Below are 26,229 nucleotides of genomic sequence, written 5' to 3'. Positions count from 1 at the left end.
TGTATAAGAGACAGCTTACGATTAATCACAGTAATACTGTTGATTTATAAAGATATTAATTAATTCTTATGTTTAGTTTCCATATTTGGCTAAGAATTTATTAAAGTCTTCTTGATATGTCGCTTTTAAGCGCAAGCATTGGTTCGACTCATCCAACATAATGTCGAAACTACGCGCCATACCTTCATGCTTATCTTTGATTGGCGTGTAAAACGCTTTAGCCATATCTAAGTTTTCGGCACTACAGGTAGTAGATACAAACTCAGGCATACGAGATACATGGTAATCAGGCATCTTTGCAATCAAGGCATCAAGGTTCTTGTCTAACCATTTATACAAGGCAGTTTTGAGCTCTAAATTACGCGATACTCTTACCAACATGTAAAGCGTGTTGGCTGGCGTAATATCATCGGTTAATGCTAAATCTAGCATTTTGTTTGCCGTGGCTTCATCAGTGTAGCGCATGGAATAAAGCAAGGTACGTTTAACATTGGGTAGTTGCGCTTCTTTGAATGCGGCCACCAACGTATCGTAGAGATCATCTTCAGTATACTTCGTGGTGATACCTATCGCGGTGTCAGCAATACCCGCAGGAACTGCACTGCTATCTTTAATATATTGCTTGGCTATCAATTCACTCTTTTTAATCAGTGCTTCGTTGTTTGCTCTGTTTCCGAGCAGGCTATAAAGCTGATTACGTAGGCTAATAACACTCTCCGCTTCGCCACTAGTTTGCTCAAGGGTAAGCTCATTTAATAAAGGTAAGTACTCTTGGTTCAACAACGCAGCATAGTTCGCTCTATTGTCGTCGTTAATTAAGTAGTCAAACTCACCCAAAACGCCTACCGCGGCACGTTTAACAACAGGGTCGTTGTCTTTCGCCAATGCAGTTAATACTGGCATTATGCTATCAATACTTACCTTGCCCGCGTTAAGTAATGCTTGCATGTTATACAACACATTTTTCTTTTCGCGGTTATTAAGCACATTTAAATCGCTAAGTAAGTTAGCAAGTTGCTTACTTGTAATTGCCCAGCGGAAATAGCCTGTTGCGTTGTCGTTAGGGAAAACCCAGTCAGCTTCAGCAAGTTGAGGCAATGTGGTTTTGGCTTTATCGATAAACACCACTTCTTGCTTTATCTTGCCATTTACTTTGTAAGTAAGTTTAAGTGGAACAGCCCAAGTTTGTGCTTCTACGGTTGCGCCTGCGTAATGAAAACGTTCCTGCGTAATAGTGCCGTTATCGTCTATAGAAATAAGTGGGTAAGCAGGCTGTTCTAAATAGGCTTTCATCATGGCACTTAAATTAATGTCTGATACACCATCAAGAGCAGCCCATAAGTCGTCAGCAACCGTATTGCCCCATGCATGGGTGTTCATATAGTTACGTACACCTTCACGGAACTTCTCAGTACCAATTAACGACTCTATCATTTGCAAAATAGACTCGCCTTTTGAGTAGTTAAGCCCCAAGCCATCCATTACATCAGGCTGGGTACGAACCACTTTTTTCACCGGTTTAACGGTAGGGCTAGCATCGGCACCGAACGCAGATTCTTGCACGATACGATCGGCAAAATTAAGCTCTGGGTACAGCTCCATCATGGTATAGCTGGCAGCCCACGAGGCAAACGCTTCGTTTAGCCATAAATCGTCCCACCACGCCATGGTAACTAAGTTACCAAACCATTGGTGTGCCAATTCATGTGCAATAACGTTAAGCGGGCCTTTACGTTCTGTTAAACCCGGCTCGTCTTCTAATAATAATAAGCTGTCGCGATAAGTAATTAGCCCTACGTTTTCCATCGCACCGTGCGTAAAGTTAGGCACTGCAACAAAATCGAGTTTTTTGTAAGGGTATTTAATATCGAAAAAGTCTTCTAGCGTGGCTAAAATTTCAGGGGTATGTTTCACCACAAATTTTGTTTTATCTGCATAGCCTTTAGGCACGTAGATTTTACCAGGTACCGACAAGCCTTCTAACTCTGCGCTATCAAACGGCCCTACGGTATAAGCAATTAAGTAGGTTGGCATAGGTTTGGTTTTTTCAAACTTAACCGTTTGCATGCCTTCGCTAACATCGCGGCTCTCAACCGGCGTATTCGATACCACCACTTGTTTTTCAGGCGCTGTGATTGTCATTTGGTACGCTATTTTAAAAGCGGGCTCGTCGAAGCTAGGAAATGCTTTACGTGCATGCATATCTTCAAACTGCGTAAATAGGTAGTTTGTTTCTTCAAAACGAGATAAATACATACCATCAGATGAGGTATTCACCTTGCCTTCGAAGTCGATTACAAGGGTGTATTTGCCTGGTGCAATGTCAGCATCAGCCATACCCCAATTAATGTTGTACTCGCCTTCTTCAACATTAAGTGCTATTGCACGCTCGTTTTGAATAAGCTCGGCGTGAGTGATCGCAAGATCTTGCTGATAAAAGCCTACTCTTTTGGTTACCGTATTAACTGTGACGTTTATACGAGTAGAACCAGAGTAGTGTGGTGCGTCGGGATCCAGGTTTAAATGAATGTCTTGAAAGGTTGGCGTTACGGAAGATGGTAAGCGGTATTCAACGTCTTTTGCTAACACTTGAGTCGTTAACAGCGCCAAAACACAACTAAACAACGTTATGATTCGTCTCATATATTATAATTCCATGTAGAGAGGGAACTGAGTTCCTGAAGCCGGAGCATTGCCCCATGTATAATCGCGGGGGAGCATAATCAGGTTTATCGAGGCGCGCAACCTGACTAGTCGCAAATTTTTTTAGAAATTGTTACGAGAGATGTCCAGCCTAATAGTTAGTGCATTCAGCGTGTTATACACGTATTCCGCCTCCTATTCCTTTCTCATAACTTCAAGATGTAGCGGGAATTCACCGCTTACGCCAACTCCTATCTTCAATAAAATGCATAAACTGTATCCACAGGTTTACCGATTATTAAGCCCGTCCATCGCTGTTAATCTCTTATTGGCAAGTTAACCACAACTAAAAAATGAATTAACAATTAAAGCAATCAGAGGAAACTATCATGGCGTATAACGGCTATACCACTTTTACCGCAAAGCAAGACGGTGCAATACTTACCGTCACTTTCGATTTCGGCCCCGTTAATGTTCAGGGCCAAGAAATGCTAGAAGACCTAATGGGTCTTGCTATGCGCCTAGAGCGCGATCGCACCGTCAAGGTTGTAGTGTTCCAATCAGCTAATCCGGAAATTTGGGTTTGTCACTATGACACTAACCTTCTAAAAGATATGTCAACCGAAGCGGTAGCTCGCAGCGATGTGAAATTGCTCGACCTTCAAGTGGTATTAGAGCGTATTAGTAAATTGCCACAGGCCACAATCGCGAAATTAGAAGGGTTTGCCCGAGGTGGTGGTCATGAATTTGCTCTAGCTTGCGATATGCGTTTCGCCGCTCGCGGCAAATACAAGTTAATGCAGATGGAAGTAGGCATGGGAATACTGCCTTGTGGTGGTGGCGCATCTCGGATGGCTCGTCAAACAGGCCTTGGCCGAGCTCTAGAAATAATTTTAAGTGCCCGTGATTTTAGCGCCGATGAAGCCGAAGCTTACGGCACCATTAATAAAGCGCTGGAGCCTGATGAAATAGGCCCATATGTAGATGCCCTTGCCAAACGCATTGCGCTGTTTCCCGCAGAATCGATTAATGCCTGCAAACAAGCTGTATATGAATCTATCGATAAACCTATAGATGAAGCGTTACGTGCAGAAGCTTACTGGCTATATCAAGCAACCAGTAAAACCCCTGCCGTTAAACGATTTAACGAAGCAGACATTAAAGGAATGGAATACGATATGGAAAATCAACGTAATTGGAATGATCTCGTTGTTGCCGTACAAGATATTAACTAATACTACTTGAAACATTTTAGTGAACAAAAAATTTAGGAGCATATTATGTTAGGTGAAAACCACTCGTTACAATCTGACTTTCCAGAATACAAAGCCGTTATTGAAAAACTTGTAGAAAGCGACAGTACGTTTGCCAGCGAGACTAAACAATACAACGGGTTAGATGAAGAAATCCGCAAGCTGGAGCTAAAAGGCGGGCCAACCAGCGACGAAACTCTGCATCAAATGAAGCATGACCGCGCAGTACTCAAAGATACGCTGTACAGCAAGTTACAAGCGGCAATGTAAATAATCAGCAGATTCAATAGGTAAAATCATACGCCCCCTGTTGCACGTATTACTAAGTACAACAGGAGGTATGAATCTTCGTTCTACACTAAGCGGCCTTTCCGTAAGCTCGCGTAAAGGTATCGACAATAAACGTGATCCACTGATCTTTTTGAGCCTTTGTAGGCATATCATCTGGGTGAGTTAAATAATAGAGTTGTAACTCACTTCTCACTGAACCAATAAATATCCTTGCTGCTTCTTCACTCGTTAATGACCCGAGCTCAAGATCCCCTGCTTCATTCGCTGAACCCATAATATTTGCGACAACCTTAATGCTCGCTCGCGGGCCAGATTCATAGAAAATCTTACCTAAATTCGGAAAACGCTCTACCTCTGCAATTACCATACGCGCTAATGCTGCCCCTGATTTAGATAGAACAACATTCAAGTACACGTTAGCCACCTCGTGTAACACGTCACGTAACTGTCCGGGTTTATATCGAATGGTACGCATACTAGTCGAGGTGGAAAAGCATTCGGTCTGTACAACCGCACTGAAAAGGGTTTCTTTGTTGGCAAAATGCGCGTAAACCGTAGACTTAGATACTCCCGCTTCTCGCTGAATCATGTCAGTGGTAGCATTAGAAAATCCATGGGCTAAAAATACCTTTCTTGCCGCTTGTAAAACCGTGAGGGCCTTTGCGCCTAGTGTCTTACCAAGCGCTTGTGCTACGTTTTCTTGTTCATTTGCTATCGTCATTGTGCACTACCCAACCCTAAACGTTATTGACAAATCTTCAATTCAACCTTATAGTACCGAACTGAGCGGTACAGTTCAATATTATTCTCTTCCCAAGAATTTGTCTGAGAATTAATAACACTAAGTTTAAAAGACCACGAATTACCTGAAAATCGATTCACTATTAACTAGTGAGTCGATTTTCTTACGACCTCAAACTGTACCGATAAGTTCGGTTCGATTTTATGATTTGTAATAACCAAGAGATTCTATTGTTATGCGCACCCACTACTTCAAAACAGCCCCTAGGCTTAAAAGTCTGACTCTTTCTGTAGGCATTGCGCTTCTTGCTGGTTGCACAGTAGGTCCAAACTTTACTATTCCTGAAGAAGCTTATTCAATAACGGATATAGAGAATAATAGAGACTACGTTCAGCAATATAATGTCTCTAATACCATGATTTCCTCTTCATGGTGGTCGCATTTTAATGACCCTATCCTGACTGAACTTGCCGAGCGAGCTGAGCACGCCAATCTGGATTTACAACTTACCGCGAGTCGCATTGAGCAAAGCCGAGCACGCTTAGGAATAACCAAGGCCAATAAACTGCCCCAAGTATCTTTTTTTGGTGATTACACCCGTGAAGATATTAGTGACAATAGTAAATTTGCAGCGCTTGGCGCTAAAGACAGTGGAAACAACTACTGGCAAACAGGCTTCGATGCAAGCTGGGAAATCGACTTGTGGGGTCATATCAAGCGTGCCGAAGAAGGTGCTATGGCTGAGTTAGAGGCAACACTTCTAGACCGAGAAGCCTTTAAGGTTAGCTTGATGGCCGAAGTTGCCCACCAATATCTACAACTTAGAGGTACGCAAAGCCAATTACAGATCGTGCAACACAATAAAGCTATTGCAGCGCATAAACTAAAACTGGTTGGTAACCAAGCTAACAATGGTTTTGCTACGCGCTATGATATGTCGATGGCAGAGGCTCAGCTAGCCACGGTGGAAGCGCAAATGAACAGTATTGCTATCTTGCTTGGCGAATCGCCGCACGCACTCGATGCACTGCTTATTATGCCATGCCCCAACCTTCGCTACCTAATACCATTCCCATTGGCATACCCAGTGAGTTAGCGCAACAACGCCCTGATGTGCTCTCTGCCCAAGCTAAGCTTCATAAGGCCACTGCTGATATTGGGGTAGCACAAGCTAACTTCTATCCGCGCATTACCTTAGTTGGCCGCACGGGGTTCGAGTCATTTGAAAGTGGCGACTTAGCCACATGGGATGCCAGTTTTTTAGTGTGGGCCCTGCCATTTACTTGCCTATTTTTCAGGGTGGGAAGCTCGAACAACGCTTAAAGCTAACTGAGGAAGCGCAAAAAAGTGCGGCTATCGCCTACCGAAAAACCGTATTAAATGCGTGGCACGAAGTAGACAATGCCCTCGATGGATTAGCGTCAATGCGAAGCCATCATGACGCCCTTGAAAAAGCCTATCATGGCTATCAACAGGCGCTTCACTTTGCAGAACGCCGTTTTGAACAAGGTGCGGGAAACTATCTTGATGTACTAACCGCACAGCGCAATTTACTCGATAGCCAACTTGCACTTAGTGAAAGTGTGACCAGCACAAGCTTAAGCTTGGTGTCTTTATATAAATCGTTGGGCGGTGGCTGGAACGCAGTAGAGGTGAGCGATGAGTAAACCAGCTTTACCACCCACCAAAATTCTCGCAGCGTTACTGGGTATATTTATCAGTGCGATGATGGCTGGTCTTAACAACAGAGTTGGCACCTTGGGGCTAGTGGATGTGCGTGGCGCGCTCGGCTTTGGTGTAGATGGTAGCTCATGGATAACTACCAGCTATTTAGCCGGGGAAATACTCATTACCCCCTTTGCGACATGGTTTGCCATTACCTTTTCGGTTCGTCGTTTTCACACCTACATGGTGTTAATTATCGCATCGATTGCGCTTACCTTGCCCTTCGTCAATGACTTATCACTGGTTATCGCGCTCAGGTTCGTTCAAGGCGTAGCCAGTGGGGCTCTTGTTCCACTATTGATGATGATGGCGTTAAAAGCATTGCCGCTGCATATACGTTTGCATGGGCTAGCGCTATACGCCATGACAGCGACATTTTCGCCTAATATTGCTATTTGGTTAACCGGACAATGGACTGATGAGGTAAACAATTGGCGCCTTATATATTGGCAAGTTATCCCGCTGTGTTTTGTGGCTATTGCGTTGGTACGTTGGGGGGCTCCGAAGGAAGCTACCAAGTATGGGCGATTTAAAGAAGGGAATTGGCTAGGCATGGGCTTAGGTGTAATTGGCATGGCGCTGCTAACTATCGCTCTTACACAAGGGGAACGTTTAGACTGGTTCAATTCCACCTTAATCACCCTAGCATTAATAAATGGGGGCGCATTGCTCACTCTTTATCTTATTACCGAGTGGTACCACCCTACTCCTTTTATAAGTTTGCGACTACTCGGACGCAGAAATTTAGGATTAGGATCGCTCATCTTTACCCTATTATTAATTGTGTTCATGTCAGCGACGGTACTACCCATGAACTTTTTAACTGCAGTACAAGATTATCGAGTACTCCAATCGTCTCAACTTGCACTGATCATCGCCCTGCCTCAGCTAGTGTTGGGTTCTGTGGTAGCCATACTGCTATATAAAAAGTGGGTTGATGCGCGTGTTGTGTTCGCAATAGGTTTATTAACTATTGGTATCGCGTGTTTCATAGGTGCCGGTATTACCAGCAGCTGGAACCGTGATCAATTTTTAGTAACGCAAATTTTGCAAGCCATTGGGCAACCTATGGCGGTGGTGTCTATGCTGTTTCTGATGACAAGCGTGGTTCAACCACACGAAGGCCCTTACTTCTCAGGTATTATCAATACGTTGCGGGTATTAGGAACATTGTTAGGCGGCGCATTAGTAGGCCACCTTTTGACGCAGCGCGGCAGTTTGCATACAGATACGCTTATCGGGCACGCGTCAACATCAAGTTCATATTTACCCATACTGAACCCTGCAGAGTTGTCACACATTTTCGCTCAGCAATCGCTTACGCTATCAATAGCCGATATTTACCGTCTATTTGGTGTGCTTGCATGCCTGCTGATCCCCATAGTGCTCAGTATGACTCACGTGCCAGCGCCCAGCTCACCTGTAACCAATTAATCATTTTTAGCAAGGATAACAAATTATGGCATTACCCCGCCCTATCAAATTGACTATCGCTAGCGTACTTGTCGTCTTAGCAGTAGGCACTGTAGTTTATTTAAATGAACCAGAATCTAACAGCACCTTCCAAACCACAAACGACGCTTATATAGAAGCCGACTTCAGTTCGGTGGGTGCAAAGTTATCAGGGACGGTTAAAGCCGTTTTAGTCGAGGAAAATCAGCAGGTCAAACAAGGTGACCTAATGGTTTTAATTGAAGATGATGATGTTAAGCTAGCCGTTGCCGCTAGCAAAGCGAAAGCCCATAGTGCTAATGCGAACCTCGCGAGTATTAAAGCGAAATTATCTCAACAACACACAAAGATTGAACAAGCAGAGGCAACATATGAAGCGAGTAAAGCCGCGCTGGCCTTAGCAAAAGCGAATCAAACTCGTTTCAGCAACCTCGCTCAAGATGGTTCAGGTAGTAAGCAAGCACTACAACAAGCGGATGCTCAACTTACTATTGCTCAGGCTAACGTAGCGAAAAGTAAAGCAGAATTAACCTTTACACAGCAGCAAACCCAGGTACTTGAAGCAAGTTTGGACGCGGCCCGAGCAGCGCTTGAACTCGCCGAAGCAGATCTTGACACTCAAACGCTTAAACTGTCCTACACAAAGGTTTATGCCCCTATAGACGGTATCATTGGGAAGAAACTAGCGCGGGTTGGTGAGTTCATAAATACAGGGGAACCTTTGATGGTAGTCGTCCCTAGTAATACTTTATATATCACGGCAAACTACCGAGAAACGCAATTGGCACATATTAAAGCGGGCCAAACTGTAAACGTTGAAGTCGATGCCTTACCGGGTATCACCCTAAAGGGTAAGGTAGCCAGTTTAGGACCAGCAAGTAATGTCAGTTACTCTGCAGTTGCCCCACACAATGCGACAGGGAATTTCACAAAGATTGTTCAGCGCCTCCCCATACGCATTGGTTTAGACGGGGCACAAGAACATATTGAAGATTTACGGGTGGGCATGTCGGTAGTGCCAACCATAGAAACTAGCGTTGGCAAATAACGAGAGTTTTACTATTTCATAGTCACTTTTCCGCCAATTATTTTATAAGCAGGAGCGCCCCGCACGAGAGTTTCTCGAGCAAAGGGCTGCTCACAGCCCGGGCATTGGCAAGGTGTGGTGGTATAGTTTTCAACAATACGCTCCTTAAAACACTTTACTAATGCTCCTTTACCACCTTTACGGTATTTAAAAATTGGGGTTTTACATTTCGCGCAGGCTATTTGCACTGTTCGAACTGGCCCCTTTTTGTTTGGTTTAGCCATATCTGCCCATTTTATGAATCAACTCGTTCCTGGCGATGCTAAATTTAAACAACTGTGGCAACAACAATTATCCTTTCCACATGCGCTAATTATTGATAATACACCAATCCATAAACTTCTTGGACACACGCTTAGCTTGTCATTAATGGAAGTTCCCGAAAACTTCACCTATTATGGTATTAAGGCTCATATCTCCATAATAACACTCAGGTAATTATGTGAGGTATTCGGTTTTAGGTATTTATTCTGGGTATGCCGTAGTGGAAGTCTGCATCTTTGTTTATTTTTTAAAGGTAAAAGGTAAAAGTAGGCACATTAACGTTCAGTATGGAGGATTTAACATTTTGCATAAACTTTCACTGCTAATATACTGAACTTATACTATTCTAAGTTCGAAGAATTAATACGTAATTATCGCGCCTAGCAGGATACAAGCTGGATTCGACGACACAGACGCAACGGCGCTATCGACTAACGCCTTACGATAGAGCAATCGCCCCCCTGCAATAGCAGTATCTTTAGATTTAGTATTTTAAGGAATAATGAAAATGAAAGCGAAAGCGGTCCTATTACTTAGTTTAATGTGTGCACTTCCTGTAAGTGCAGCAAACGTAATTATCGTTAGTGCAAAAAATAATTCGGGTATTGACGCCGATGCGGTGAAAAGAATCTACCTTGGCAAAATGAAAGCATTTCCTGACGGTAGCAAAGCACTTCCTTTGACATTTGAGCAAGGTAATGATGTTCGTGGTGCCTTCAACACGGGCGTATTAGGAAAGTCAGAAAGCCAATATTCTGCATTTTGGTCTAAATTAGTTTTTACTGGCCAAGGAACGCCTCCTGAAGAGGTATCTACACAAGAAGAAATGCTGCAACTTGTTGCTGATAACCCAAACACTATTGGCTTTGTGGATGAGAGTTTAGCGAATGACTCTGTCACCGTAGTCGGTAGCTTCTAACTAGATAAAATTTTGCAACAAGAGCGCTTTTAATCATATTGAAAGCGCTTTTTTATTTGCCATTAAGTATCAAGTAAACCCTACGCCCCACAGCAAAATTCACCTATTCCTCTCGCGTTTACTGCCCCCCTTTTTTCTTCGGGCTAGCGCAAGATTCTCTTTGCGTTACTGAACAAGAAATCATAATTTTTTGTGAATGCCTGTCTTTATCTTCTATTAATTCAAGAAGAAGCTGGGCAGCTTCCTTTCCGATAATGTAAGGCTCTTGCTTTACTACCGTAACCGGTACTTTAAAAAACTCCGTCATGGGAACATCATCAAAACCTAACAAAGAAACATCGTCAGGCACACTTACCCCTTCTTGGTTTAAGTGCGCTAAAAGTTCGGTAGTAATAGCGAGATGCTGAGTAAAAAACGCCGTAGGCGCAGCATCTGATTGAAGAATTGCCTTTGGCGAGTGTTCAAACCCTGTTTCTCGTTGCCAGTACTGCACTAACGCTTCATTGTATTGAATACCATGCTTTTCGAGTGCATCGGTGTAACCTAAATAACGCTCATTCCTCGATTTAACGTTCTGGTATTCCTGCGTCACAAAGCAAATTCGTTCATGCCCTAATTTGATTAAATAGTCTGTCGCATCAAAAGCGGCTTTGCGGTAATCAGATAAAACAAGGTTCTTCTCGCTGCCGTCATGTTCTAATTGCACGTGTACTATAGGCAAGCCCTTATGAATATACTCTTCAATAAGGCCATTGTTTTTACCTGATGAGGCGATAATTATTCCGTCTACTTGCAACTGAAATAACGCCTCTAACGATTTGGCTTCTACCTCGGGATCAAAATCCGTGTTGTAGATGAGTGCGTTATAATTCTCTTTTTTACAGAAGTCGTCCACACCGCGAATGGTTCGGCTGGTATCAAAACCGGTAATATCCCGAACAATCACCCCTATTGTCTTGGTTTTGGTAGTTTTTAAGCCTTGAGCAAAGCGGTTAGGCGTATAATTTAATTCTTTAATAGCCGCCCGAACTCGAAGCTCGGTTTCCTTCGACATATAGTCGAAACGCCCATTAATGTACTGAGATACTGTACTGTTCGACACTTTGGCTAAGCGCGCCACATCCGCCAATTTCACTTTTTGCATAGCTTCTGCGAAAAACCTGTAGCTTATCGCACCATTGTTAACAACTTGTTGACATTATGCGTTCGTATGCTAGCTTTAGTCAACTAAAACGTTTTACTAAAACGTTTTATTCTTTCATTTAAAGCAGAGGGAAGACTGGTGAAGATTGAAGAAATTAAGGTATTTGTATGCAGCCCGGGACGCAATTTCGTTACCGTAAAAGTCATGACAGATAGCGGTATTTACGGTATAGGCGATGCAACGTTAAATGGCAGAGAAATGGCGGTAGTCACCTGCCTTGAAGAGCATATTGCACCATGTTTAATTGGCCGCGATGCACATGACATAGAGGATATTTGGCAATATCTTTATAAAGGCGTTTATTGGCGTAAAGGCCCCATAAATATGGCCGCCATTGCGGCAATTGATATGGCACTGTGGGATATAAAAGGCAAAGCCGCTAATATGCCCGTTTATCAATTACTGGGTGGAAAAAGCCGTACGGCAGTTACCTTGTATGCACACGCTAGTGGCGACACTATTGAAGACACTATTGATAAAGCGCAAGCGCATATTGATGCGGGATTTAAAGCCGTACGTTTGCAAGCCGCAGTTCCTGGATTAGAGGTGACCTACGGCGTGCTTGGTGATAAGAAAGATTACTTTGAATTACAAGGCAACCGCCCGCTTCCCCCAGAAGAACCTTGGTCTACACAAAAATACTTTACTATGGTGGAAGACCTTTTCAAGCAAGCTCGTGCTCGCTTAGGCAACAACGTTCATTTACTTCACGATGTGCATAGCCGATTAACGCCTATTGAATCTGCGCGACTGGGTAAACTATTAGAACCTTATAACCTGTTATTTCTTGAAGACGCTTCAGTGGCTGAAAACCAAGAAAACTATAAGGTGATTAGGCATCACACCACTACCCCACTGGCCATTGGTGAAACCTACAACACCATCTGGGAATGCAAAAACCTGATTCAAGATCAGCTTATTGATTATATACGTGCAGCTGCTACCCATGCTGGCGGTATAACCGGTCTGCGTCGTATTGCCGACTTTGCCAATATCTACAACGTGAAAACCGCGCCTCACGGGGCACCAGATTTATCTCCAATATGCTTTGCTGCCCATATGCATTTGAATATTTGGGCGCCTAACTTTGGCATTCAGGAATTTGTTGGGTTTGGAAATGAGCAACTTAACGAAATATTCCCCCATCGCTATGAAGTTAAAAACGGTACGGTTGCCATTTTAGACGCACCCGGTTTGGGCGTAGATTTTGATGAATCTGCAGCGCAAAAATACCCCTACAAACGCTCTTATTTACCCGTGAGCCGTTTAGAAGACGGTACGGTGTGGAACTGGTAATGAGATATTGCGCTGCAACAACAGATACGACAAAGGAAAGAATATGAGTAACCCTATCAAGGTATTAATTCAAGGTACTGGATTTGCAGGCCAAGGACATGCAGAAGCGTTTAGGTATGCAGGTGCAGAGGTAGTTGGCATAGTGGGGAGAACCCCTAGCGTAGTGGAAAGTGTAGCGAAAGAGCTTTCAATTCCTTACTTCAGCACTGACTGGCAACAAGCACTTAAAGACTGCAAGCCAGACATTGTCTCTATTGCCACCCCCGGCGGCGCCCACGAAACGCCCATTATTCAAGCTATTGAATTTGGCTGCCATGTATTCAGTGACAAACCACTTTCTACCACCGGTGATTCAGCTAAAAAGCTGTATGAATTGGCTAAAGAGAAAGGGGTTAAAACTGCGTTTGCTTCAAGCTTTCGCTATATGCCACACGTCATTCATGCCAAACGTTTAGTGGAGCAAGGAATGATTGGTGAGCCACTAGAAGTAGAGTGCATTTCTCATTTCAATTTAGAACGTGACATTCCCTTTGGCTGGTCTCACCGCAAAGAAGACGGTGGCGGGCGCTTAAATAACAACTTTACCCATAAGCTTTCAATTGTAACCTCTATTGTGGGCGAAGAAATATTATCCATTATGGGCGAAGTTCGGGATGATTTGGGTAAAGCCCCTATTGTTGAAGGGGTACATAATTTCAAGAAGCGCCGCGACTTTATACCTAGCGACCTTTCCGACCCAACCCTCAAATGGGGCGACTCGAATGTAGAGTGGTCGTACACCGTACTTGCACAGTTAAGCAGTGAACTCGCAGCAAAGCCTGTCTCTGTGTTGTTCAAACATGGCGGTTTACAACCACGTTTTAACGAAGACCATATTGTTGTTTACGGTAGCAAAGGTGCTATCTACATTAAAGGTCATTACGCCTGTGGCCCCCTTTATTACTATGACGAAAATAAACAATGGACTGAGCTGCCGCTACCGCAAGACATCATAGACAATACGCCCGAAGGCGAAGGTGACACCGAACGCAATTGGCGCTATTTAATTCGCGAATTAGTGAACGATGTGAAAGGTGAAAATATTTTGCCTTATCAAACCTTTAAAGAAGGCGCGCAATACCAGCAACTCATCGATCTTATTCGTCGAAACGATAATTGGATAGACGTTAGCCAACTGTAATAAAAGGGTGTCCCATGGTGTATGAATATCTGGTTATTGCAGGGTACTTCTGCCTGATCCTCGGGATCGGTTTTGCATTTAAATCGATGGCGAAAAACTCCACCAGCGATTACTTTCGTGGTGGCGGTAGAATGTTATGGTGGATGGTAGGCTCAACGGCTTTTATGGCACAGTTTTCTGCCTGGACCTTTACGGGCGCAGCAGGGAAAGCCTTTAGTGATGGCTTTGCTATAAGCCTAGTATTCTTCGCTAATACCTTTGCTTATTTCTGTGGCTGGCTCTATTTTTCGGCGCGCTTTAGGCAAATGCGTGTGGACACCCCTACTGAAGGTATTAAACGTCGCTTCGGAAGCCAGAATGAGCAATTCTTCTCATGGGCACTGATTGTATTAAGTATGATAAACGCTGGCGTGTGGTTAAACGCGCTTGGTGTTTTCTCTAGCGCCGTATTTGATACTGATATTAGTATTACCATTATTGCCACCGGTCTTACCGTGCTGTTTGTATCGGTATTGTCTGGTGCATGGGGCGTGGTAGCGTCTGATTTTGTACAAACCCTCATTGTGGCAATTATCTCAATAGCCTGCGCCATTGTAGCCCTCGTAAAAGTAGGTGGGCCTGTTGCACTGGTAACCGATTTCCCCGTCGATTTTGTGATGGGCCCCGACATGAACTACGGCCTATTGCTTGTTGGTACCTTTGTTTTCTTTTTGGCAAAGCAACTCATCACCATCATGAACCTAAACGACTCGTTTCGGTTTTTAAACGCAAAAGACACCATAAACGCACGTAAAGCGGCATTGCTGGCCATGGTCTTAATGGGTGTGGGCAGTATTGTATGGTTCATCCCCCCTTGGGCATCGGCCATTCTTTATCCTGATGCAGCTACCGCCTATCCAGAGCTGGGTAACAAAGCGGGCGATGCGGTGTACCTTGTGTTTACCCGAAATGCCATGCCGCTGGGTACCGTAGGTTTATTACTCGCTGGTCTATTTGCTGCCTCGATGTCATCTATGGACTCAGCGCTTAACAAAAATGCGGGAATTTTTGTTCGAAGCTTATACCAGCCGTTATTACTGAAAAAACAGAAACAAGTATCAGACAAGCACCTGTTGAACGTTAGCCGTTTGGTCAGCTTTATTAGTGGTATCTTAGTCATTGCTGTTGCACTGTTCTTCAAATCATTAAAAGAGCTGAGTTTATTTGAGCTAATGATGAACGTGTCTACCATGATTCAAGTTCCCCTGCTCATTCCCTTAATATTTGGCCTTTTTATCAAAAGAACGCCCCAGTGGGCACCTTGGGTTACTGTGGCTATAGGCCTGACGGTTTCCTGGTTAATGATGAATGTATTCACTCCTGAGCTTTTTGCTAGCTGGATTGGGCTAGAACAAGCGCTTACTCGTCGTGAGTCAATCGATCTTAATCTAATGCTTATTATTGTTGCTCAACTGGTGATTACCGCCGGCTTCTTCTGTGCAACCTCCTTATTTTATAACCCCGAAAAAGACACGCATAAAGCGGAGACCGAGCGCTTTTTTAAAGATGTAGAAACACCGGTGATAGCCGATTTTGAGCAAGATGACTACGACCGCCAACAACGCAATAAACTGGGTGTGATGGTTATTATCATGAGCGCAGGCATGCTCGTTATGATGCTTATTCCCAACCCATTGTGGGGACGGCTTATGTTTTTAGGTTGTGCTGTCATTATGCTAGCCATAGGTTTACTGCTTAAACACAGTGCCAAAAAAGAGCCTACTACTGCCACTTCATCGTTGAGTAAAAACCATGCTTAGAATGACGCTATTTGCCGCATTAAGAAACCAACCTTTCGTGTGTTCATCAAATCTACAAACATTAGCGCAATGGTTAGGCACGACGTTGGTTTCACTATTGCTTTTAGGTTGTTCAATGAGTCATCAAAGTGGCAAGGTAAGCTTAACTGAGGGAATGGATGAGTCGGCTGGGCCTGTACCTGCCTATATTATTTCAACCCCGTCGGCGACTTACTATCTTGAAAAGCACGGTGGCGGGCTATCGAGTATGCTCGATAAAGACGGGGTAGACTGGATTGGTTTTAACAACATCAAAGGCTCTGGCCACAAAGGGGAATACCGCGGCTTTCCAAATGCCATTCATAAGCAAGATGGTAGTTATTTTCATGCTATGAATGCTGGTACCAACAAGGCCAATGGTGAAGTGCTTATCGAGCATCAGAACCATGTTCGTATAGCATTTACTTCAGCAAATGGAAAATGGGTAGGCCAATGGGATTTCTACCCTACCCACTGTGATTTCACAATGACAACAGTAAGCCCCGGTTATCATTATTGGGTGCAATATGAAGGGGTGCCTGGCGGCACTATGGATGACACCGATTTTTGGTTTAATTCTGCTACTGACATACGCCACCCAATAAATGATTCACACAAAGGCGATTTGCCCAGCCCTGAATGGTATGCCTTTGGCGATGAATCATCTCCCCGAATGATTTTCTTGCTAAATCATGATGATGATACCCATCCCGATAATTACGTAAGCCGTCCTCACATGACCGTACTCGGATTTGGTCGCCAAGATAAAAACAAGTTTTTGAATACACCTAAAACGTTCTCAATAGGTTTTATAGAATCGGTTGAGTATGACAAAGTGTCAAAAGATGTGGCTACTATATTGAACTGAGTGAGAGAGTGAGTGAATGAATAAGAAATGGTTCAAGACCATCGATAACACATTCTGACCTTGCACATAAGTGTCTGGAGGCAGCTTAAGGTATAAATACGAGCGCTGGAATTAATCTTCCTTAGTGGAAAAGTGAGCTATTATAAATACATCTCCCACGGCCTTTAGTTACTAAAAGAGCTCACAATTCCAAATTTTTCGTTAACCATAGATAAAGACGCGTTTAACCAAATACGTCGCCGTAGACTCATGCAAATTTGTGGCGTGTCTGCCCTCGGACTGGTGGCGTCGCTTTCTGTGGCTCGAAATATTACCTTTATTATTATTGCCGCCGGCCTTACCTGCTTAATTGCTGCGTTTGTATTCGCTTATAAACATAAACTACTTGCCTCAGCTTCTACCCTGTTGGTGTCACTATCTACTATGTTGTTCGCGCTAGCGGCAACCGGTGCAGGGTTATTCGACCTAGCTATTTTGGGTTATCCCACCCTGATAATCTTCGCTGCTATTTTAGGCGGTGTGGGCTTGTTTTTAACGCTACTTTCTTTCGTGACTTTGCAGTGTGTTCTGATTGTCGGGTTGTCGCTACAAGGTGTTATTACCCCCCATATTCCTTCCACAAGCTGGGAGCATTTAATTTTCACACTAGTGATATTTATCGTCACCGGTTTTAGTGTTTACATTTTAGTTCGTGATATCAAAGATTTGATGACATCGCTTCAGGGCGAAAATATAAAAGTGGCGCAAAGTCGCACGCAGATTCAGCATTTAGCGCACCACGATAGCCTAACAAACTTACCTAACCGACTTTACGGTGAAACCCTATTTAACTTATCGCTAAGCGAGTGTGAAGAAAATGGGCTGTCATTAGCAATTCTGTTTATTGATTTAGATAATTTCAAGCCTATTAACGATGCCTTAGGCCATGCAGCGGGCGACCAATTACTTAAACTACTTACCCAACAGATAACCGAGATACTGTTACCTAAACAATATCTCATCCGCTTCGGTGGCGATGAATTTTTAGTTATTGCCCCTATCAATCCTCAAAGCAATGAGTTGACGTCCCTCGCTAATTCTCTGATTGGCCAATGCGCGTCTGTTTTTGATATATTTCAAAATCAAGTCACGGTTTCAGCCTCTTTAGGTACAGCAAGCGCGCCAAAAGATGGCACTGATTTTAAGCAGTTGTGCCGCAAAGCCGATATCGCCATGTACAAAGCGAAACAGGATGGTCGCAATACCTACCACCATTATGATGAGAGCTTAGACAAAGCCAGCGAAAACAAGTTTAAGATGCTTCAACTTCTGCGTCCTGCGCTAAGCGAACAACAATTTGAGCTTCACTACCAGCCTATCGTAGATTTAAAGAGTGGCAACATTAACACCTTAGAAGCGCTATTACGTTGGCCTCAACCTGATGGCAGTATGATCCCACCAGACTTATTCATCCCCTTGGCGGAAAATAGCGGCTTAATTAATCAACTAGGTAGCTGGGTAGTACGCCAAGCCACCCAATTTTGTGCCCAATTTTGTGCCCAATTGCGCCAGCAGGGACATTCTGACATACGTATTGCGGTGAATTTATCGGTGATGCAATTTAAAGACGGCCAGCTTCAACGCACCATAGAAAGCGCATTGTACGAAGCGGGCTTACCTCCAGAAGCGCTAGAACTAGAGTTAACCGAATCGTTGTTGATTGATGAAACCGAGCAGATACAAAAGCAACTTGCCTCACTAAGTAAGCTTGGTATTACCATTGCCATCGACGACTTTGGTACTGGTTATTCTAACTTAGGTTATCTTCGAAACTTTAACGCCTCAAAGCTTAAAGTAGATAGATCTTTTATTAGCCCGTTGTGTTTCTCTGAGCACGATGAGTCTCTGGTAGGTGCAATTATCAATATGGCAGCCAGTTTAGGCTTAAAGACGGTTGCGGAAGGGATTGAAGATGACGAAACCTTGCAAAAGCTACTGTCACTTGGCTGCGACATTGGCCAAGGCTATTTCTGGTCTAAACCATTGCCCGAAAACGCGTTAATAGAATATCTTTTGAACCATAACACTTAGTATTTAACACGGCGGTTTTTATACACCCGCCGTTAACCGACTTATGTTATCTCATCTGTGTTTTCAGCCAGTCATTGAAAGCGCAACACGCGTTAATTAAAAAGCGACTTGATCCAATTAACAGATAAATCCAGCACCTCTTCTTTTTTGCTCTTATCCGGCTCATAAACGTTGAATATATGATCAGCCCCACCTAGGTAGTAGGCATCTTCACTAACCGCATTACTTGCCTCAAAAATGACTTTTTCGTGGGCAGGTAAATAGTCGTTCGAGCCTCTTATCGCTAATAGCTTCCCTTCAAAATCACCTAAATTGCGAATAGGGTTGTAACCTAACATTCCCACTACGTGCTTACGGGTCAGGGTCAAATGAACCCAGCTTTTTATCGTGCTTTGCCCCTCTTCTAGCGCTTGCCTTACTTCCTTGTAGTTTTGCGTATTTGTAACGACTTCATTCGGGTTTAGCGCTGTAGACCAAAGCACCATACCTTCAAATGCTTTAGGGTGCGTGCTGACTAACTCCATAGCGGTAGCACCACCTAAACTAAACCCTACCACTACCAGCATTGTACTGGGATATTGCGCTTGCAAATAATCTAGCCCGGCTTGCGCATCTTCTACGCGGCTTTTAAAGGTACTCGATAGTGTATAGTTACTTGCTTCACGCTCAGCCTCACCTCGAACATCAAATCTAACAGAGGCTATGCAATGCGTACTTAACTGATGAGCCAAATCTTTATATAAATCGCCTACTTCGTCTTTTTGCCCTGCCCAACCGTGAATTAACAGTACTGCGCCTTTTACATTAACATTTGAATCGTTTTTAGCGGTGCAACTAGGCTTTTCTAGCACCCCTTTGGCACCCGAACTCAAGTTTATCTTTTGGCTTAAGTTTACGTTTTGGCTTGAGGCTGCAGAACTGCTTAGGCTTTGATTATTCTCAGCTACCTCTGTTTTCGCATCAGCCGCAGCGCTTAATAGCAATGCGCTCGATAACACGGTCCGTACTAGCACCGAACGTAATGGCACCGACCGTAATAGCACTACATTTAATAGACAAGACCAAAGGCCTAACCTTGTACTACCCCTAACTTTCACGCGGTGTGATTTAACGCTTTGCTGTTGAGCCATTATTATCCTTATTACTGCTGCTTATTATTATCTGGCTTAGCGATTATGTCCTACGCTAGTGCCCAACGCTTGCGTCCAACGCTTGGGCCCAATGCTTGGACCTAGCGCTATTAATTAGTCTCAAAGCCTGTTAATACAAACTTTTGCACTCGTCGACCAGTACTGACTTCTGAGGTGTACAGATTACCCTCGCTGTCAGCTACCACACTATGCAGCCAAGTAAACTGACCTGGGTAGCGACCAGGACGACCAAAACTGCCCAACACTTGATAGTTCTCGTGTAATAAAATCCAAATACGGCCATTCATCATATCGGCCACGTACATGTATTTATTGTCGGGCGAAAACGCGATATCAGAAGCTGTCCCTAAGCCGCCGGTTTCGCCAGCCACTATCACGTCTTGCACGAAATTAACCGTACCGCTTTCATCAGCTTTGAATACTTGAATTCGATTATTCCGTCTGTCGCATACATATATTCTGCCGTCAGTTGCTTGGGTAACACAATGCACAATATCACCAAAATTTTGCGCTTGTGTACTAGTAGCACCAGCATTTGCGGTGGCTTGAGAAACATCGAATGCGCCTTCTCGCGTGCCGCCGCCAGGTGCAGTGCCGTATGCCCCCCATAATTGGTCAAACTCATTGGCATCTGTGTTAAACGCTGTCACCCGTTTATTAATGTATCCGTCGGCAATAAAAACTTTATTGGTTTGGGTGTTATGAAAAATATCGGCAGGGTTGCCTAACGTTGATTTACTTAAGTTACCATCGGTTTTTCCACGGGTACCAAACTGGCGAATGAATTCGCCTTTTTCAGTGAAATTGAGTACCACGTGATCCCCATCACCATTTCCACCTAACCATACCGTGTTTTCATCATCCACATATAATCCATGGACAGTTGCTGGCCACTGGTTTTCGCCGTTTATTGAAGGTGAGATTTCAGGTCCGCCCCACGCATTCAATAAGTCACCTTGTGGGGAAAATTGTAAAACATGAGGAGCTGCTTCACAGCATAGCCCCATATTGTTGGTAAGCCCCACATCGAGTTTACTTAGTGAATTTGGGCGGTGTAGCAACCATACGTTATCGTTTTTATCTACAGACAACCCTGGTACTTGGCCAATTATCATCGTTTTCGGCATGGTAGGCCAGCTAGCGTCTACACTAAATTGAGGTACTGGGTGGGTAACATTTGCTTCAGGGTAACGCTCAACGTTTACCAGACTGGATGAAGGTAAATCCTGAGGAAATTGACTATTCGTTGAGGCTTGGTTTTTAACGCTAGCTTGGCCCTCGGTGCCTTCAGCACTTGCGATATTTGCAGCACTCACCGAGAAAGAAACAACGACGCTACTAATGCACAAGCTAGTTATCTTCATAAAAGATTTAGCGCGCGGTAAACAGATACTAAGCATTGTGTTAACCCTTAAGTGTATGAACGAGCAATATTGAATTTGATGTAATTGATAAACTTTGTCTAACTAGCGCTCTAGCACAAGCTCGTTAGTTCGAGCACTCTGATAATAAACGTTTAAATCATAAGCCAACTGATTATTAAACACACTAACAAGTACGTCATGTTCGTTAAAGTGTCGTTAATTTCCGGCCAGTGATAGCAATTTTTTTGCGGCATCCCATTGTGCTGGAGTATTCACATTGGTTAGCCGCGAATTATTTTTAGGTGTTACTTCAATTGCACCAAAATTTGTACACATTGTATTGACTGAGCGTTGGGGCACTTTGCCTTTAACAACATCATCAAGGTACTGACGAACCTCTTTAGTCAACGGCAAAAACAAAGGCAAGTAGTGATGAGAAAAATACGCGGGCCGTTTCGCGCTGGAGCCTTCGTTAATAAGCTGCTCTAAATCTTCTGTGCGCAATAAAGGCAAATCGACGGGCGTGATAATCAATGCATCAGCTTTGCTTTGAATAGCAACAGAATATATTCCGCCCAGAGGCCCAACACCGGCCACTACATCATTGAACACCTCAAATTTATGAGCACAATTATAAGCGGATTTATGAGCACAGTTATAAGCATCGCCATCAGCATCATTAGGCTGATAACCAATGGTGGTAGCTTCATTTCGACTAATCAATAAACGTTCAATAGATAACGAAGAAACTAAATCCGCTGTGTAAGTAAGCATATCGCGCTCATCTCGTTTCAAAAGCGCCTTGTCTTCCCCCATTCGACTTGAAAGCCCACCTGCTAGCACTACACCATCGATGACCATATCGCCCCTCTTTCCTTATACTTGCCCTTAACACTACCTCGACCCACTTTATCACGCTATTAGCATGCGGATAATCATAAATATCAGTCAATTAAAATTAGCCAACACGCAATATAATTAGTGGTTTTCAGCGATTGAAGACGATACCTATTGCGCATAATCAGATAAATTGAGCGAAGTGATAACACTTAATTACTGAAAGCTTTTTTCATCCAGCGCTATTTTTGATTGGCTATGGCTTCAAACTGCTTATCTATTTGGCGGCGCTCGCCGGACTGTTCAATAAACGCTAATGCAGCATTAAATTTATCGATGTGCGCTTGCGCATTTTCAAGCTCTTTAGAGACAATGTAATAAAGCGGAATAGTGGCCACAGGAATGTCGATAATATTAACATTCTCCAATACCTCAAAGAGCTCTGAATTGTGATCGTCTTGCAGATAACCGTTAGTAAAGCCTACTTCGCCCCACCCTTTTGATACTTGAACAATACACCCTCCTGCATCAACCGCTCGTTGAACAGAAAGTTTATAAGCTTTGATAAACGCCGACTGCTCACGACTCAAGCTATGGCCATAGGGCAAACACAGGCGAGCCCCTGTCACATCATCCAATGTATTCACTTTCATTTCTTTAGAGGTATAAATACGTACGGGAATTGAATTAATTTGTTTAGAGTAAATAAACGACTTAGCTCGCTCGTCGGTATAAACATAAGGGAATGTCCCTTGATACTTGCCCTCAAGCGCCCACTTGTAACCGCGCTGCCACGGTAAAATGTCAATATAAATGGGAGTATTCATGTGCTTGAAAACAGCTTTTACTAAGGAAACAGACCAACCACCGTCTTGCGCATTTTTATCGACATAAGGGAAGTAGCTTGCACCAGTGGTTAATAGCGTATCGCTATCTAGCGGCAGCGGCTTCTGTTTTTGTGCAGCCACACTAAAGTAAGGTAAAAATCCCAAACACAGCAAGATAAGCCCTACTACACCGTACTTTTTCATGTACTACTTCCAGCCGTTTTGGTTATTTCATCGCCACTTAGGGTTAAACAACGACTACATATACTTTTAATTAACTATAAAGAAAAAATTACGAGATAAAAATAAAAACTCTGCAATGCCGCACAAAGCAGACCTGTGTTTAACTTTACTGCAGCATTGCATAATATTGATGACAACAGGAGAACGGCTAAGACTTACCGGTCGCTTTCTCACCCCAAATCTCTTCTAAGCGCTGATCGCGACCACAGTTCCAGCGGTAAAGCTTATAACGCACAGGACTTTTCTTATAAAAATCCTGATGGCCTATCTCATCACCTTTAATAGGATAAAACGTTGATGAATCTAAAATAGGCGTAACCACTGTTTGATTTGGAAATTGCGCCTTTACCGCATTTTTAGTGTCTTGTGCAATGGCACGTTCTTCTTCACTTGCCACAAACACAGCACTTAAATAACTGGGGCCTTTATCACAAAATTGCCCTCTTGCATCGAAGGGGTCGATATTCACCCAGTAGTGGTCGAGTATCTCTCGATACGATATTTTGCTTTCATCGTAAGTTATCTTCACCGCTTCATAATGCCCTTTATGGTTACCATTATAAGTAGGGTTGGGCACGGTTCCTCCGGTAAAACCCGAGACCACATCGGTTACGCCCTCTAATTTTTCAAAATCAGATTCCATACACCAGAAACATCCACCAGCCAGAACAGTCTCGTCAGCAGTGGCAATTGGCGCAGCGATAAACGTGCTTAACAATAACGCGTGCAAAATAGATTTCATTATTAACCTTAAAATTAACTATCGAAGACAAAATATACGGCTCACAAATACAGAACGGATTAAGCCTTAGAAACTTTCATTATCAGTCTCATTAAAATTGTGGGTAAAATTTTCATTTAGCCCTGTAACCTAAACGTGATAACACGACTATTAACGTACTACTCCAATGGCGCTTACTATTATCACTTTATCGCCAACGCCCGCATGGCCTTGGCTTGCAGAAAATAAGTGATAACGGCAGAGCACTTGCATCGTTACGTTTTTAAACTTCAAACTGTATAACCAGTTTGGTCAAAAACGTAAGGAAATAGTAAATGAGCATAGTTAAATCAGGCAGTGCGGCATACAAACCTTTAGGCAAACAAGGCAAAGGCAGTATTTCTACCGAAACAGGCGCATTATCTAATCAACCCTACGGATTTAATACACGATTTGAAGATGGCAAAGGCACCAACCCCGAAGAACTCATTGGTGCAGCGCATGCTAGCTGCTTCACCATGGCCTTATCTTTTGCATTATCAGGCGCAGGCTATGATGACGGAGAGTTAAATACTACCGCTAAAATCAGTTTAGATAAGACAGACGATGGTTATGAGATTAGCCAGTCAGCGTTAAGCCTAGAAGCTAGCGTTGAAGGTATTACCGAAGATGAATTTGCTAAAATTGCTCAGGAAGCAAAAGATAACTGCCCAGTCTCGCAGCTTTTAGATACGAAAATCACCCTTGAGTACACGTTGAAGTAGTCGTCTTTTTCACGCTGCTATTTACTTGTAGCTTCAGGGCTTAGTTCTTGAACTAAGCTAACGTAAAAAATATAGCGGATAAGTCAGCAGGCTAACGAAAGCCTGCTGCTTCTTTTATGTAATCCCACCTAATCCGTTAGCTCTTTATCCATTAATTCTTTTTCCGCTATTTTACTCGGCCGCTGCCGCTAACGCCTGTAAATCTTGGGTTAAACTGGTTTCTGCACGTTCTACCACTCGCCCTATCTCTTCACCATCGCGCATTAATATGAAGGTTGGCGTATATTTAAGCCCATGCTTTTCTGCCACCCCTTCCGGATCGCTCTTTTTCCTATCAACGGCAAATAAAGTAAATTGAGGCACATCTAACCCGCTAGCATCTAGTGTTTTTAAAAGTCGGGGCACTTCTCTTTCACTATCATGACACCATGTGCCAAACAATATGAGTAGCGTATCGTCTTCTAAAGCAGATACTGCTTTAATTTCAGCGTCACTAGGTTGATACGACTTATATTCGTCCATGAAGGCGGGATACTGGGCAAGCAAGGCTTCACCACTCATTTCCCCCACAACCTCTGAAATGTCATCTGCACTCATAGCATTGGTTGAGACCATCACTATTAATACAGCTAATATTGGCTTTAGCACACTAAACATGAACTTATCTGCAAACACCTTATCTCTCCTTAAAAGCGTATGCCGTATTCAATAATGCATTGACGTAAAACGCAAGCCTGCTTATCTCTAACTTTCCCTTTTCAAGCTTGCCGTCTTAAACTTTTGCTAGAGCCCAAACACAAAAAAAGCGGCATTTCTGCCGCTTTAATTAACAATATTATTAAATGATAATACCAGTTTCAGTACGCTATTTACCGATTACACCGCAAGCCACTCGCTCGCCGCCACCGCCAAGTTTGGCCGGAGAATCTGAGTAATTATCGCCACCGGCATGAATCATAATGGCGCGCCCTTCGATGTCTTCAAGCTCTAATTCTGGTGCGAAAACAGGCTGTGTGGCATTACCATTTTCGTCAACATACAAAGTTGGTAAATCACCTTCATGACCTTCTTCAGACCAAGGTACACTGTGACTACCCGTATTTTCAGGGTCGAAATGCCCACCCGCAGCACCGCCTAACACTTTTTTGCCATCTTTCATCGCTGCTGAACAATCGCCGTTTTCATGTACATGAAAACCGTGAATACCTGGTGTAAGCCCTGATAACTTCGGTGTAAAGACCACACCATCATCATCGTAGCTACTTACCATTACGCTACCGATAGCTTCGCCTGTTTTAAGATTATTCATCATAATCTTTTTCCCTTCATCCTCATGATGACCGGCGAAACTACTTGCGCTCAAGGCTAGTGAGACTGCACCCACCATGGCGGTTAATGTAAGCTTTTTCATAGCGTTCTCCTTCTCTGCTTAAAATTCGTATGACTGAAACCCGTAAACGTGTAATTGTTAGACGAGCGTGCATTACGACTTATTTTTAAGAGGAGCATAA

General features: G+C 43.5%; 25 protein-coding genes. 14 read left to right on the top strand and 11 right to left on the bottom strand.

What is annotated here, in order from left to right; all coding sequences use genetic code 11:
• Positions 1-72: 72 nt before the first annotated feature.
• Positions 73-2,643, bottom strand: a complete 2,571-nt coding sequence (locus C7Y69_RS13215) for a M1 family metallopeptidase (protein ID WP_126873027.1) — start codon at positions 2,641-2,643, stop codon at positions 73-75.
• Positions 2,644-3,032: 389 nt separating this feature from the next.
• On the opposite strand from C7Y69_RS13215, the gene C7Y69_RS13210 reads away from it, so the two are divergent.
• Together C7Y69_RS13210 and C7Y69_RS13205 are read left to right on the top strand one after the other, a co-directional pair.
• The gene (locus C7Y69_RS13210) at positions 3,033-3,878 is read left to right on the top strand and encodes an enoyl-CoA hydratase/isomerase family protein (RefSeq protein WP_126873026.1); all 846 of its coding nucleotides are present in this window, start codon (positions 3,033-3,035) and stop codon (positions 3,876-3,878) included.
• Between the two features lie 45 nt (positions 3,879-3,923).
• Positions 3,924-4,166: a YdcH family protein gene (locus C7Y69_RS13205; RefSeq protein WP_126873025.1), complete on the top strand. Its 243-nt coding sequence runs from the start codon at positions 3,924-3,926 to the stop codon at positions 4,164-4,166.
• 88 nt (positions 4,167-4,254) lie between these two features.
• Here the strand turns inward: C7Y69_RS13205 and C7Y69_RS13200 are convergent, their stop codons facing one another.
• Entirely contained in the window at positions 4,255-4,908 is a 654-nt protein-coding gene (locus C7Y69_RS13200; RefSeq protein ID WP_126873024.1) for a TetR/AcrR family transcriptional regulator, read from the bottom strand.
• 256 nt (positions 4,909-5,164) lie between these two features.
• On the opposite strand from C7Y69_RS13200, the gene C7Y69_RS21890 reads away from it, so the two are divergent.
• Genes C7Y69_RS21890 through C7Y69_RS13185 form a run of 5 tightly spaced genes read left to right on the top strand, consistent with a single transcriptional unit; the run spans position 5,165 to position 9,154 of the window.
• A complete protein-coding gene (locus tag C7Y69_RS21890) occupies positions 5,165-6,025 on the top strand; it encodes a TolC family protein (protein WP_260563512.1) in 861 nt (286 codons plus the stop codon).
• Positions 5,971-6,252, top strand: a complete 282-nt coding sequence (locus tag C7Y69_RS21885) for a TolC family protein (protein ID WP_250636034.1) — start codon at positions 5,971-5,973, stop codon at positions 6,250-6,252. Before C7Y69_RS21890 ends, C7Y69_RS21885 begins: the two co-directional genes overlap by 55 nt.
• On the top strand, positions 6,213-6,596 hold the full coding sequence (locus tag C7Y69_RS21880; RefSeq protein ID WP_250636033.1) for a TolC family protein: 384 nt from the start codon (positions 6,213-6,215) through the stop codon (positions 6,594-6,596). The genes C7Y69_RS21885 and C7Y69_RS21880 overlap by 40 nt, the downstream gene beginning before the upstream one ends.
• Positions 6,589-8,088: an MFS transporter gene (locus C7Y69_RS13190; RefSeq protein ID WP_013783615.1), complete on the top strand. Its 1,500-nt coding sequence runs from the start codon at positions 6,589-6,591 to the stop codon at positions 8,086-8,088. Before C7Y69_RS21880 ends, C7Y69_RS13190 begins: the two co-directional genes overlap by 8 nt.
• A 25-nt stretch (positions 8,089-8,113) precedes the next feature.
• Positions 8,114-9,154, top strand: coding sequence for an HlyD family secretion protein (locus tag C7Y69_RS13185; protein WP_013783614.1), 1,041 nt, complete (start codon positions 8,114-8,116; stop codon positions 9,152-9,154).
• A gap of 11 nt (positions 9,155-9,165) precedes the next feature.
• On the opposite strand, the gene C7Y69_RS21875 is transcribed toward C7Y69_RS13185, so the two are convergent.
• The gene (locus tag C7Y69_RS21875; RefSeq protein ID WP_013783613.1) at positions 9,166-9,417 is read right to left on the bottom strand and encodes a hypothetical protein; all 252 of its coding nucleotides are present in this window, start codon (positions 9,415-9,417) and stop codon (positions 9,166-9,168) included.
• Positions 9,418-9,998: 581 nt separating this feature from the next.
• Between C7Y69_RS21875 and C7Y69_RS13175 the strand changes: the two genes are divergently transcribed.
• Positions 9,999-10,376, top strand: a complete 378-nt coding sequence (locus C7Y69_RS13175) for a phosphate ABC transporter substrate-binding protein (RefSeq protein WP_126873033.1) — start codon at positions 9,999-10,001, stop codon at positions 10,374-10,376.
• Positions 10,377-10,494: 118 nt separating this feature from the next.
• On the opposite strand, the gene C7Y69_RS13170 is transcribed toward C7Y69_RS13175, so the two are convergent.
• The gene (locus C7Y69_RS13170) at positions 10,495-11,520 is read right to left on the bottom strand and encodes a LacI family DNA-binding transcriptional regulator (protein ID WP_126873023.1); all 1,026 of its coding nucleotides are present in this window, start codon (positions 11,518-11,520) and stop codon (positions 10,495-10,497) included.
• 138 nt (positions 11,521-11,658) lie between these two features.
• On the opposite strand from C7Y69_RS13170, the gene manD reads away from it, so the two are divergent.
• From manD to C7Y69_RS13145, 5 genes are all read left to right on the top strand, one after another.
• Positions 11,659-12,876 carry a D-mannonate dehydratase ManD gene (gene manD, locus C7Y69_RS13165; RefSeq protein ID WP_013783610.1) on the top strand — a complete coding sequence of 406 codons (1,218 nt, stop codon included), beginning with the start codon at positions 11,659-11,661 and terminating at the stop codon, positions 12,874-12,876.
• A 43-nt stretch (positions 12,877-12,919) separates the two neighbouring features.
• Positions 12,920-14,056, top strand: coding sequence for a Gfo/Idh/MocA family protein (locus C7Y69_RS13160; RefSeq protein WP_013783609.1), 1,137 nt, complete (start codon positions 12,920-12,922; stop codon positions 14,054-14,056).
• Positions 14,057-14,070: 14 nt separating this feature from the next.
• The gene (locus tag C7Y69_RS13155; RefSeq protein WP_126873022.1) at positions 14,071-15,855 is read left to right on the top strand and encodes a sodium:solute symporter family transporter; all 1,785 of its coding nucleotides are present in this window, start codon (positions 14,071-14,073) and stop codon (positions 15,853-15,855) included.
• 1 nt (position 15,856) lies between these two features.
• Complete coding sequence (locus tag C7Y69_RS13150; protein WP_126873032.1) at positions 15,857-16,741, top strand: hypothetical protein; 885 nt, start codon at positions 15,857-15,859, stop codon at positions 16,739-16,741.
• Between the two features lie 264 nt (positions 16,742-17,005).
• A complete protein-coding gene (locus tag C7Y69_RS13145) occupies positions 17,006-18,811 on the top strand; it encodes a putative bifunctional diguanylate cyclase/phosphodiesterase (protein WP_260563511.1) in 1,806 nt (601 codons plus the stop codon).
• Positions 18,812-18,903: 92 nt separating this feature from the next.
• Here C7Y69_RS13145 and C7Y69_RS13140 read toward each other — a convergent pair whose 3' ends face one another.
• The 5 genes from C7Y69_RS13140 to msrA form a co-directional block, all read right to left on the bottom strand.
• The gene (locus tag C7Y69_RS13140; protein WP_126873021.1) at positions 18,904-19,941 is read right to left on the bottom strand and encodes an alpha/beta hydrolase; all 1,038 of its coding nucleotides are present in this window, start codon (positions 19,939-19,941) and stop codon (positions 18,904-18,906) included.
• Positions 19,942-20,051: 110 nt separating this feature from the next.
• The gene (locus tag C7Y69_RS13135; protein WP_244360717.1) at positions 20,052-21,326 is read right to left on the bottom strand and encodes a beta-propeller fold lactonase family protein; all 1,275 of its coding nucleotides are present in this window, start codon (positions 21,324-21,326) and stop codon (positions 20,052-20,054) included.
• A 216-nt stretch (positions 21,327-21,542) separates the two neighbouring features.
• On the bottom strand, positions 21,543-22,187 hold the full coding sequence (locus tag C7Y69_RS13130) for a molybdenum cofactor guanylyltransferase (RefSeq protein WP_126873019.1): 645 nt from the start codon (positions 22,185-22,187) through the stop codon (positions 21,543-21,545).
• Positions 22,188-22,405: 218 nt separating this feature from the next.
• Entirely contained in the window at positions 22,406-23,194 is a 789-nt protein-coding gene (locus C7Y69_RS13125) for a substrate-binding periplasmic protein (protein ID WP_126873018.1), read from the bottom strand.
• A 187-nt stretch (positions 23,195-23,381) separates the two neighbouring features.
• Positions 23,382-23,975 (bottom strand): peptide-methionine (S)-S-oxide reductase MsrA, encoded by a 594-nt coding sequence (gene msrA / locus C7Y69_RS13120; protein ID WP_126873017.1) that lies wholly within the window; start codon positions 23,973-23,975, stop codon positions 23,382-23,384.
• A gap of 314 nt (positions 23,976-24,289) precedes the next feature.
• Here msrA and C7Y69_RS13115 point away from each other — a divergent pair, with 314 nt between their 5' ends.
• The gene (locus C7Y69_RS13115; protein WP_013783601.1) at positions 24,290-24,718 is read left to right on the top strand and encodes an OsmC family protein; all 429 of its coding nucleotides are present in this window, start codon (positions 24,290-24,292) and stop codon (positions 24,716-24,718) included.
• A 171-nt stretch (positions 24,719-24,889) separates the two neighbouring features.
• Here the strand turns inward: C7Y69_RS13115 and C7Y69_RS13110 are convergent, their stop codons facing one another.
• Both C7Y69_RS13110 and sodC read right to left on the bottom strand, forming a co-directional pair.
• Complete coding sequence (locus C7Y69_RS13110; RefSeq protein WP_126873016.1) at positions 24,890-25,393, bottom strand: thioredoxin family protein; 504 nt, start codon at positions 25,391-25,393, stop codon at positions 24,890-24,892.
• Positions 25,394-25,583: 190 nt separating this feature from the next.
• Positions 25,584-26,129 carry a superoxide dismutase family protein gene (gene sodC, locus C7Y69_RS13105; RefSeq protein ID WP_126873015.1) on the bottom strand — a complete coding sequence of 182 codons (546 nt, stop codon included), beginning with the start codon at positions 26,127-26,129 and terminating at the stop codon, positions 25,584-25,586.
• Positions 26,130-26,229 lie beyond the last annotated feature (100 nt).

The sequence above is a fragment of the Alteromonas sp. KS69 genome, assembly GCF_003989595.1.
Lineage (GTDB): Bacteria > Pseudomonadota > Gammaproteobacteria > Enterobacterales > Alteromonadaceae > Alteromonas > Alteromonas naphthalenivorans.
The sequence above is the reverse complement of the archived record's forward strand: the minus strand, read 5'-3'. Positions and strand labels throughout refer to the sequence as shown.

Excerpts from the sequence above, each read along its gene's own strand:
- C7Y69_RS13210 (WP_126873026.1), top strand. The coding sequence starts at position 3,033 with ATGGCGTATAACGGCTATACCACTTTTACCGCAAAGCAAGACGGTGCA.
- C7Y69_RS13150 (WP_126873032.1), top strand. The coding sequence starts at position 15,857 with ATGACGCTATTTGCCGCATTAAGAAACCAACCTTTCGTGTGTTCATCA.
- C7Y69_RS13185 (WP_013783614.1), top strand. The coding sequence starts at position 8,114 with ATGGCATTACCCCGCCCTATCAAATTGACTATCGCTAGCGTACTTGTC.
- C7Y69_RS21875 (WP_013783613.1), bottom strand. The coding sequence starts at position 9,417 with ATGGCTAAACCAAACAAAAAGGGGCCAGTTCGAACAGTGCAAATAGCC.
- C7Y69_RS13215 (WP_126873027.1), bottom strand. The coding sequence starts at position 2,643 with ATGAGACGAATCATAACGTTGTTTAGTTGTGTTTTGGCGCTGTTAACG.
- C7Y69_RS13190 (WP_013783615.1), top strand. The coding sequence starts at position 6,589 with ATGAGTAAACCAGCTTTACCACCCACCAAAATTCTCGCAGCGTTACTG.
- C7Y69_RS13115 (WP_013783601.1), top strand. The coding sequence starts at position 24,290 with ATGAGCATAGTTAAATCAGGCAGTGCGGCATACAAACCTTTAGGCAAA.
- C7Y69_RS13175 (WP_126873033.1), top strand. The coding sequence starts at position 9,999 with ATGTGTGCACTTCCTGTAAGTGCAGCAAACGTAATTATCGTTAGTGCA.
- C7Y69_RS13130 (WP_126873019.1), bottom strand. The coding sequence starts at position 22,187 with ATGGTCATCGATGGTGTAGTGCTAGCAGGTGGGCTTTCAAGTCGAATG.
- C7Y69_RS21885 (WP_250636034.1), top strand. The coding sequence starts at position 5,971 with ATGCCCCAACCTTCGCTACCTAATACCATTCCCATTGGCATACCCAGT.
- sodC (WP_126873015.1), bottom strand. The coding sequence starts at position 26,129 with ATGAAAAAGCTTACATTAACCGCCATGGTGGGTGCAGTCTCACTAGCC.
- msrA (WP_126873017.1), bottom strand. The coding sequence starts at position 23,975 with ATGAAATCTATTTTGCACGCGTTATTGTTAAGCACGTTTATCGCTGCG.
- C7Y69_RS21890 (WP_260563512.1), top strand. The coding sequence starts at position 5,165 with ATGCGCACCCACTACTTCAAAACAGCCCCTAGGCTTAAAAGTCTGACT.
- C7Y69_RS13200 (WP_126873024.1), bottom strand. The coding sequence starts at position 4,908 with ATGACGATAGCAAATGAACAAGAAAACGTAGCACAAGCGCTTGGTAAG.
- C7Y69_RS13125 (WP_126873018.1), bottom strand. The coding sequence starts at position 23,194 with ATGAAAAAGTACGGTGTAGTAGGGCTTATCTTGCTGTGTTTGGGATTT.
- C7Y69_RS13140 (WP_126873021.1), bottom strand. The coding sequence starts at position 19,941 with ATGGCTCAACAGCAAAGCGTTAAATCACACCGCGTGAAAGTTAGGGGT.
- C7Y69_RS13135 (WP_244360717.1), bottom strand. The coding sequence starts at position 21,326 with ATGAAGATAACTAGCTTGTGCATTAGTAGCGTCGTTGTTTCTTTCTCG.
- C7Y69_RS13160 (WP_013783609.1), top strand. The coding sequence starts at position 12,920 with ATGAGTAACCCTATCAAGGTATTAATTCAAGGTACTGGATTTGCAGGC.
- C7Y69_RS13205 (WP_126873025.1), top strand. The coding sequence starts at position 3,924 with ATGTTAGGTGAAAACCACTCGTTACAATCTGACTTTCCAGAATACAAA.
- C7Y69_RS13155 (WP_126873022.1), top strand. The coding sequence starts at position 14,071 with ATGGTGTATGAATATCTGGTTATTGCAGGGTACTTCTGCCTGATCCTC.
- C7Y69_RS13170 (WP_126873023.1), bottom strand. The coding sequence starts at position 11,520 with ATGCAAAAAGTGAAATTGGCGGATGTGGCGCGCTTAGCCAAAGTGTCG.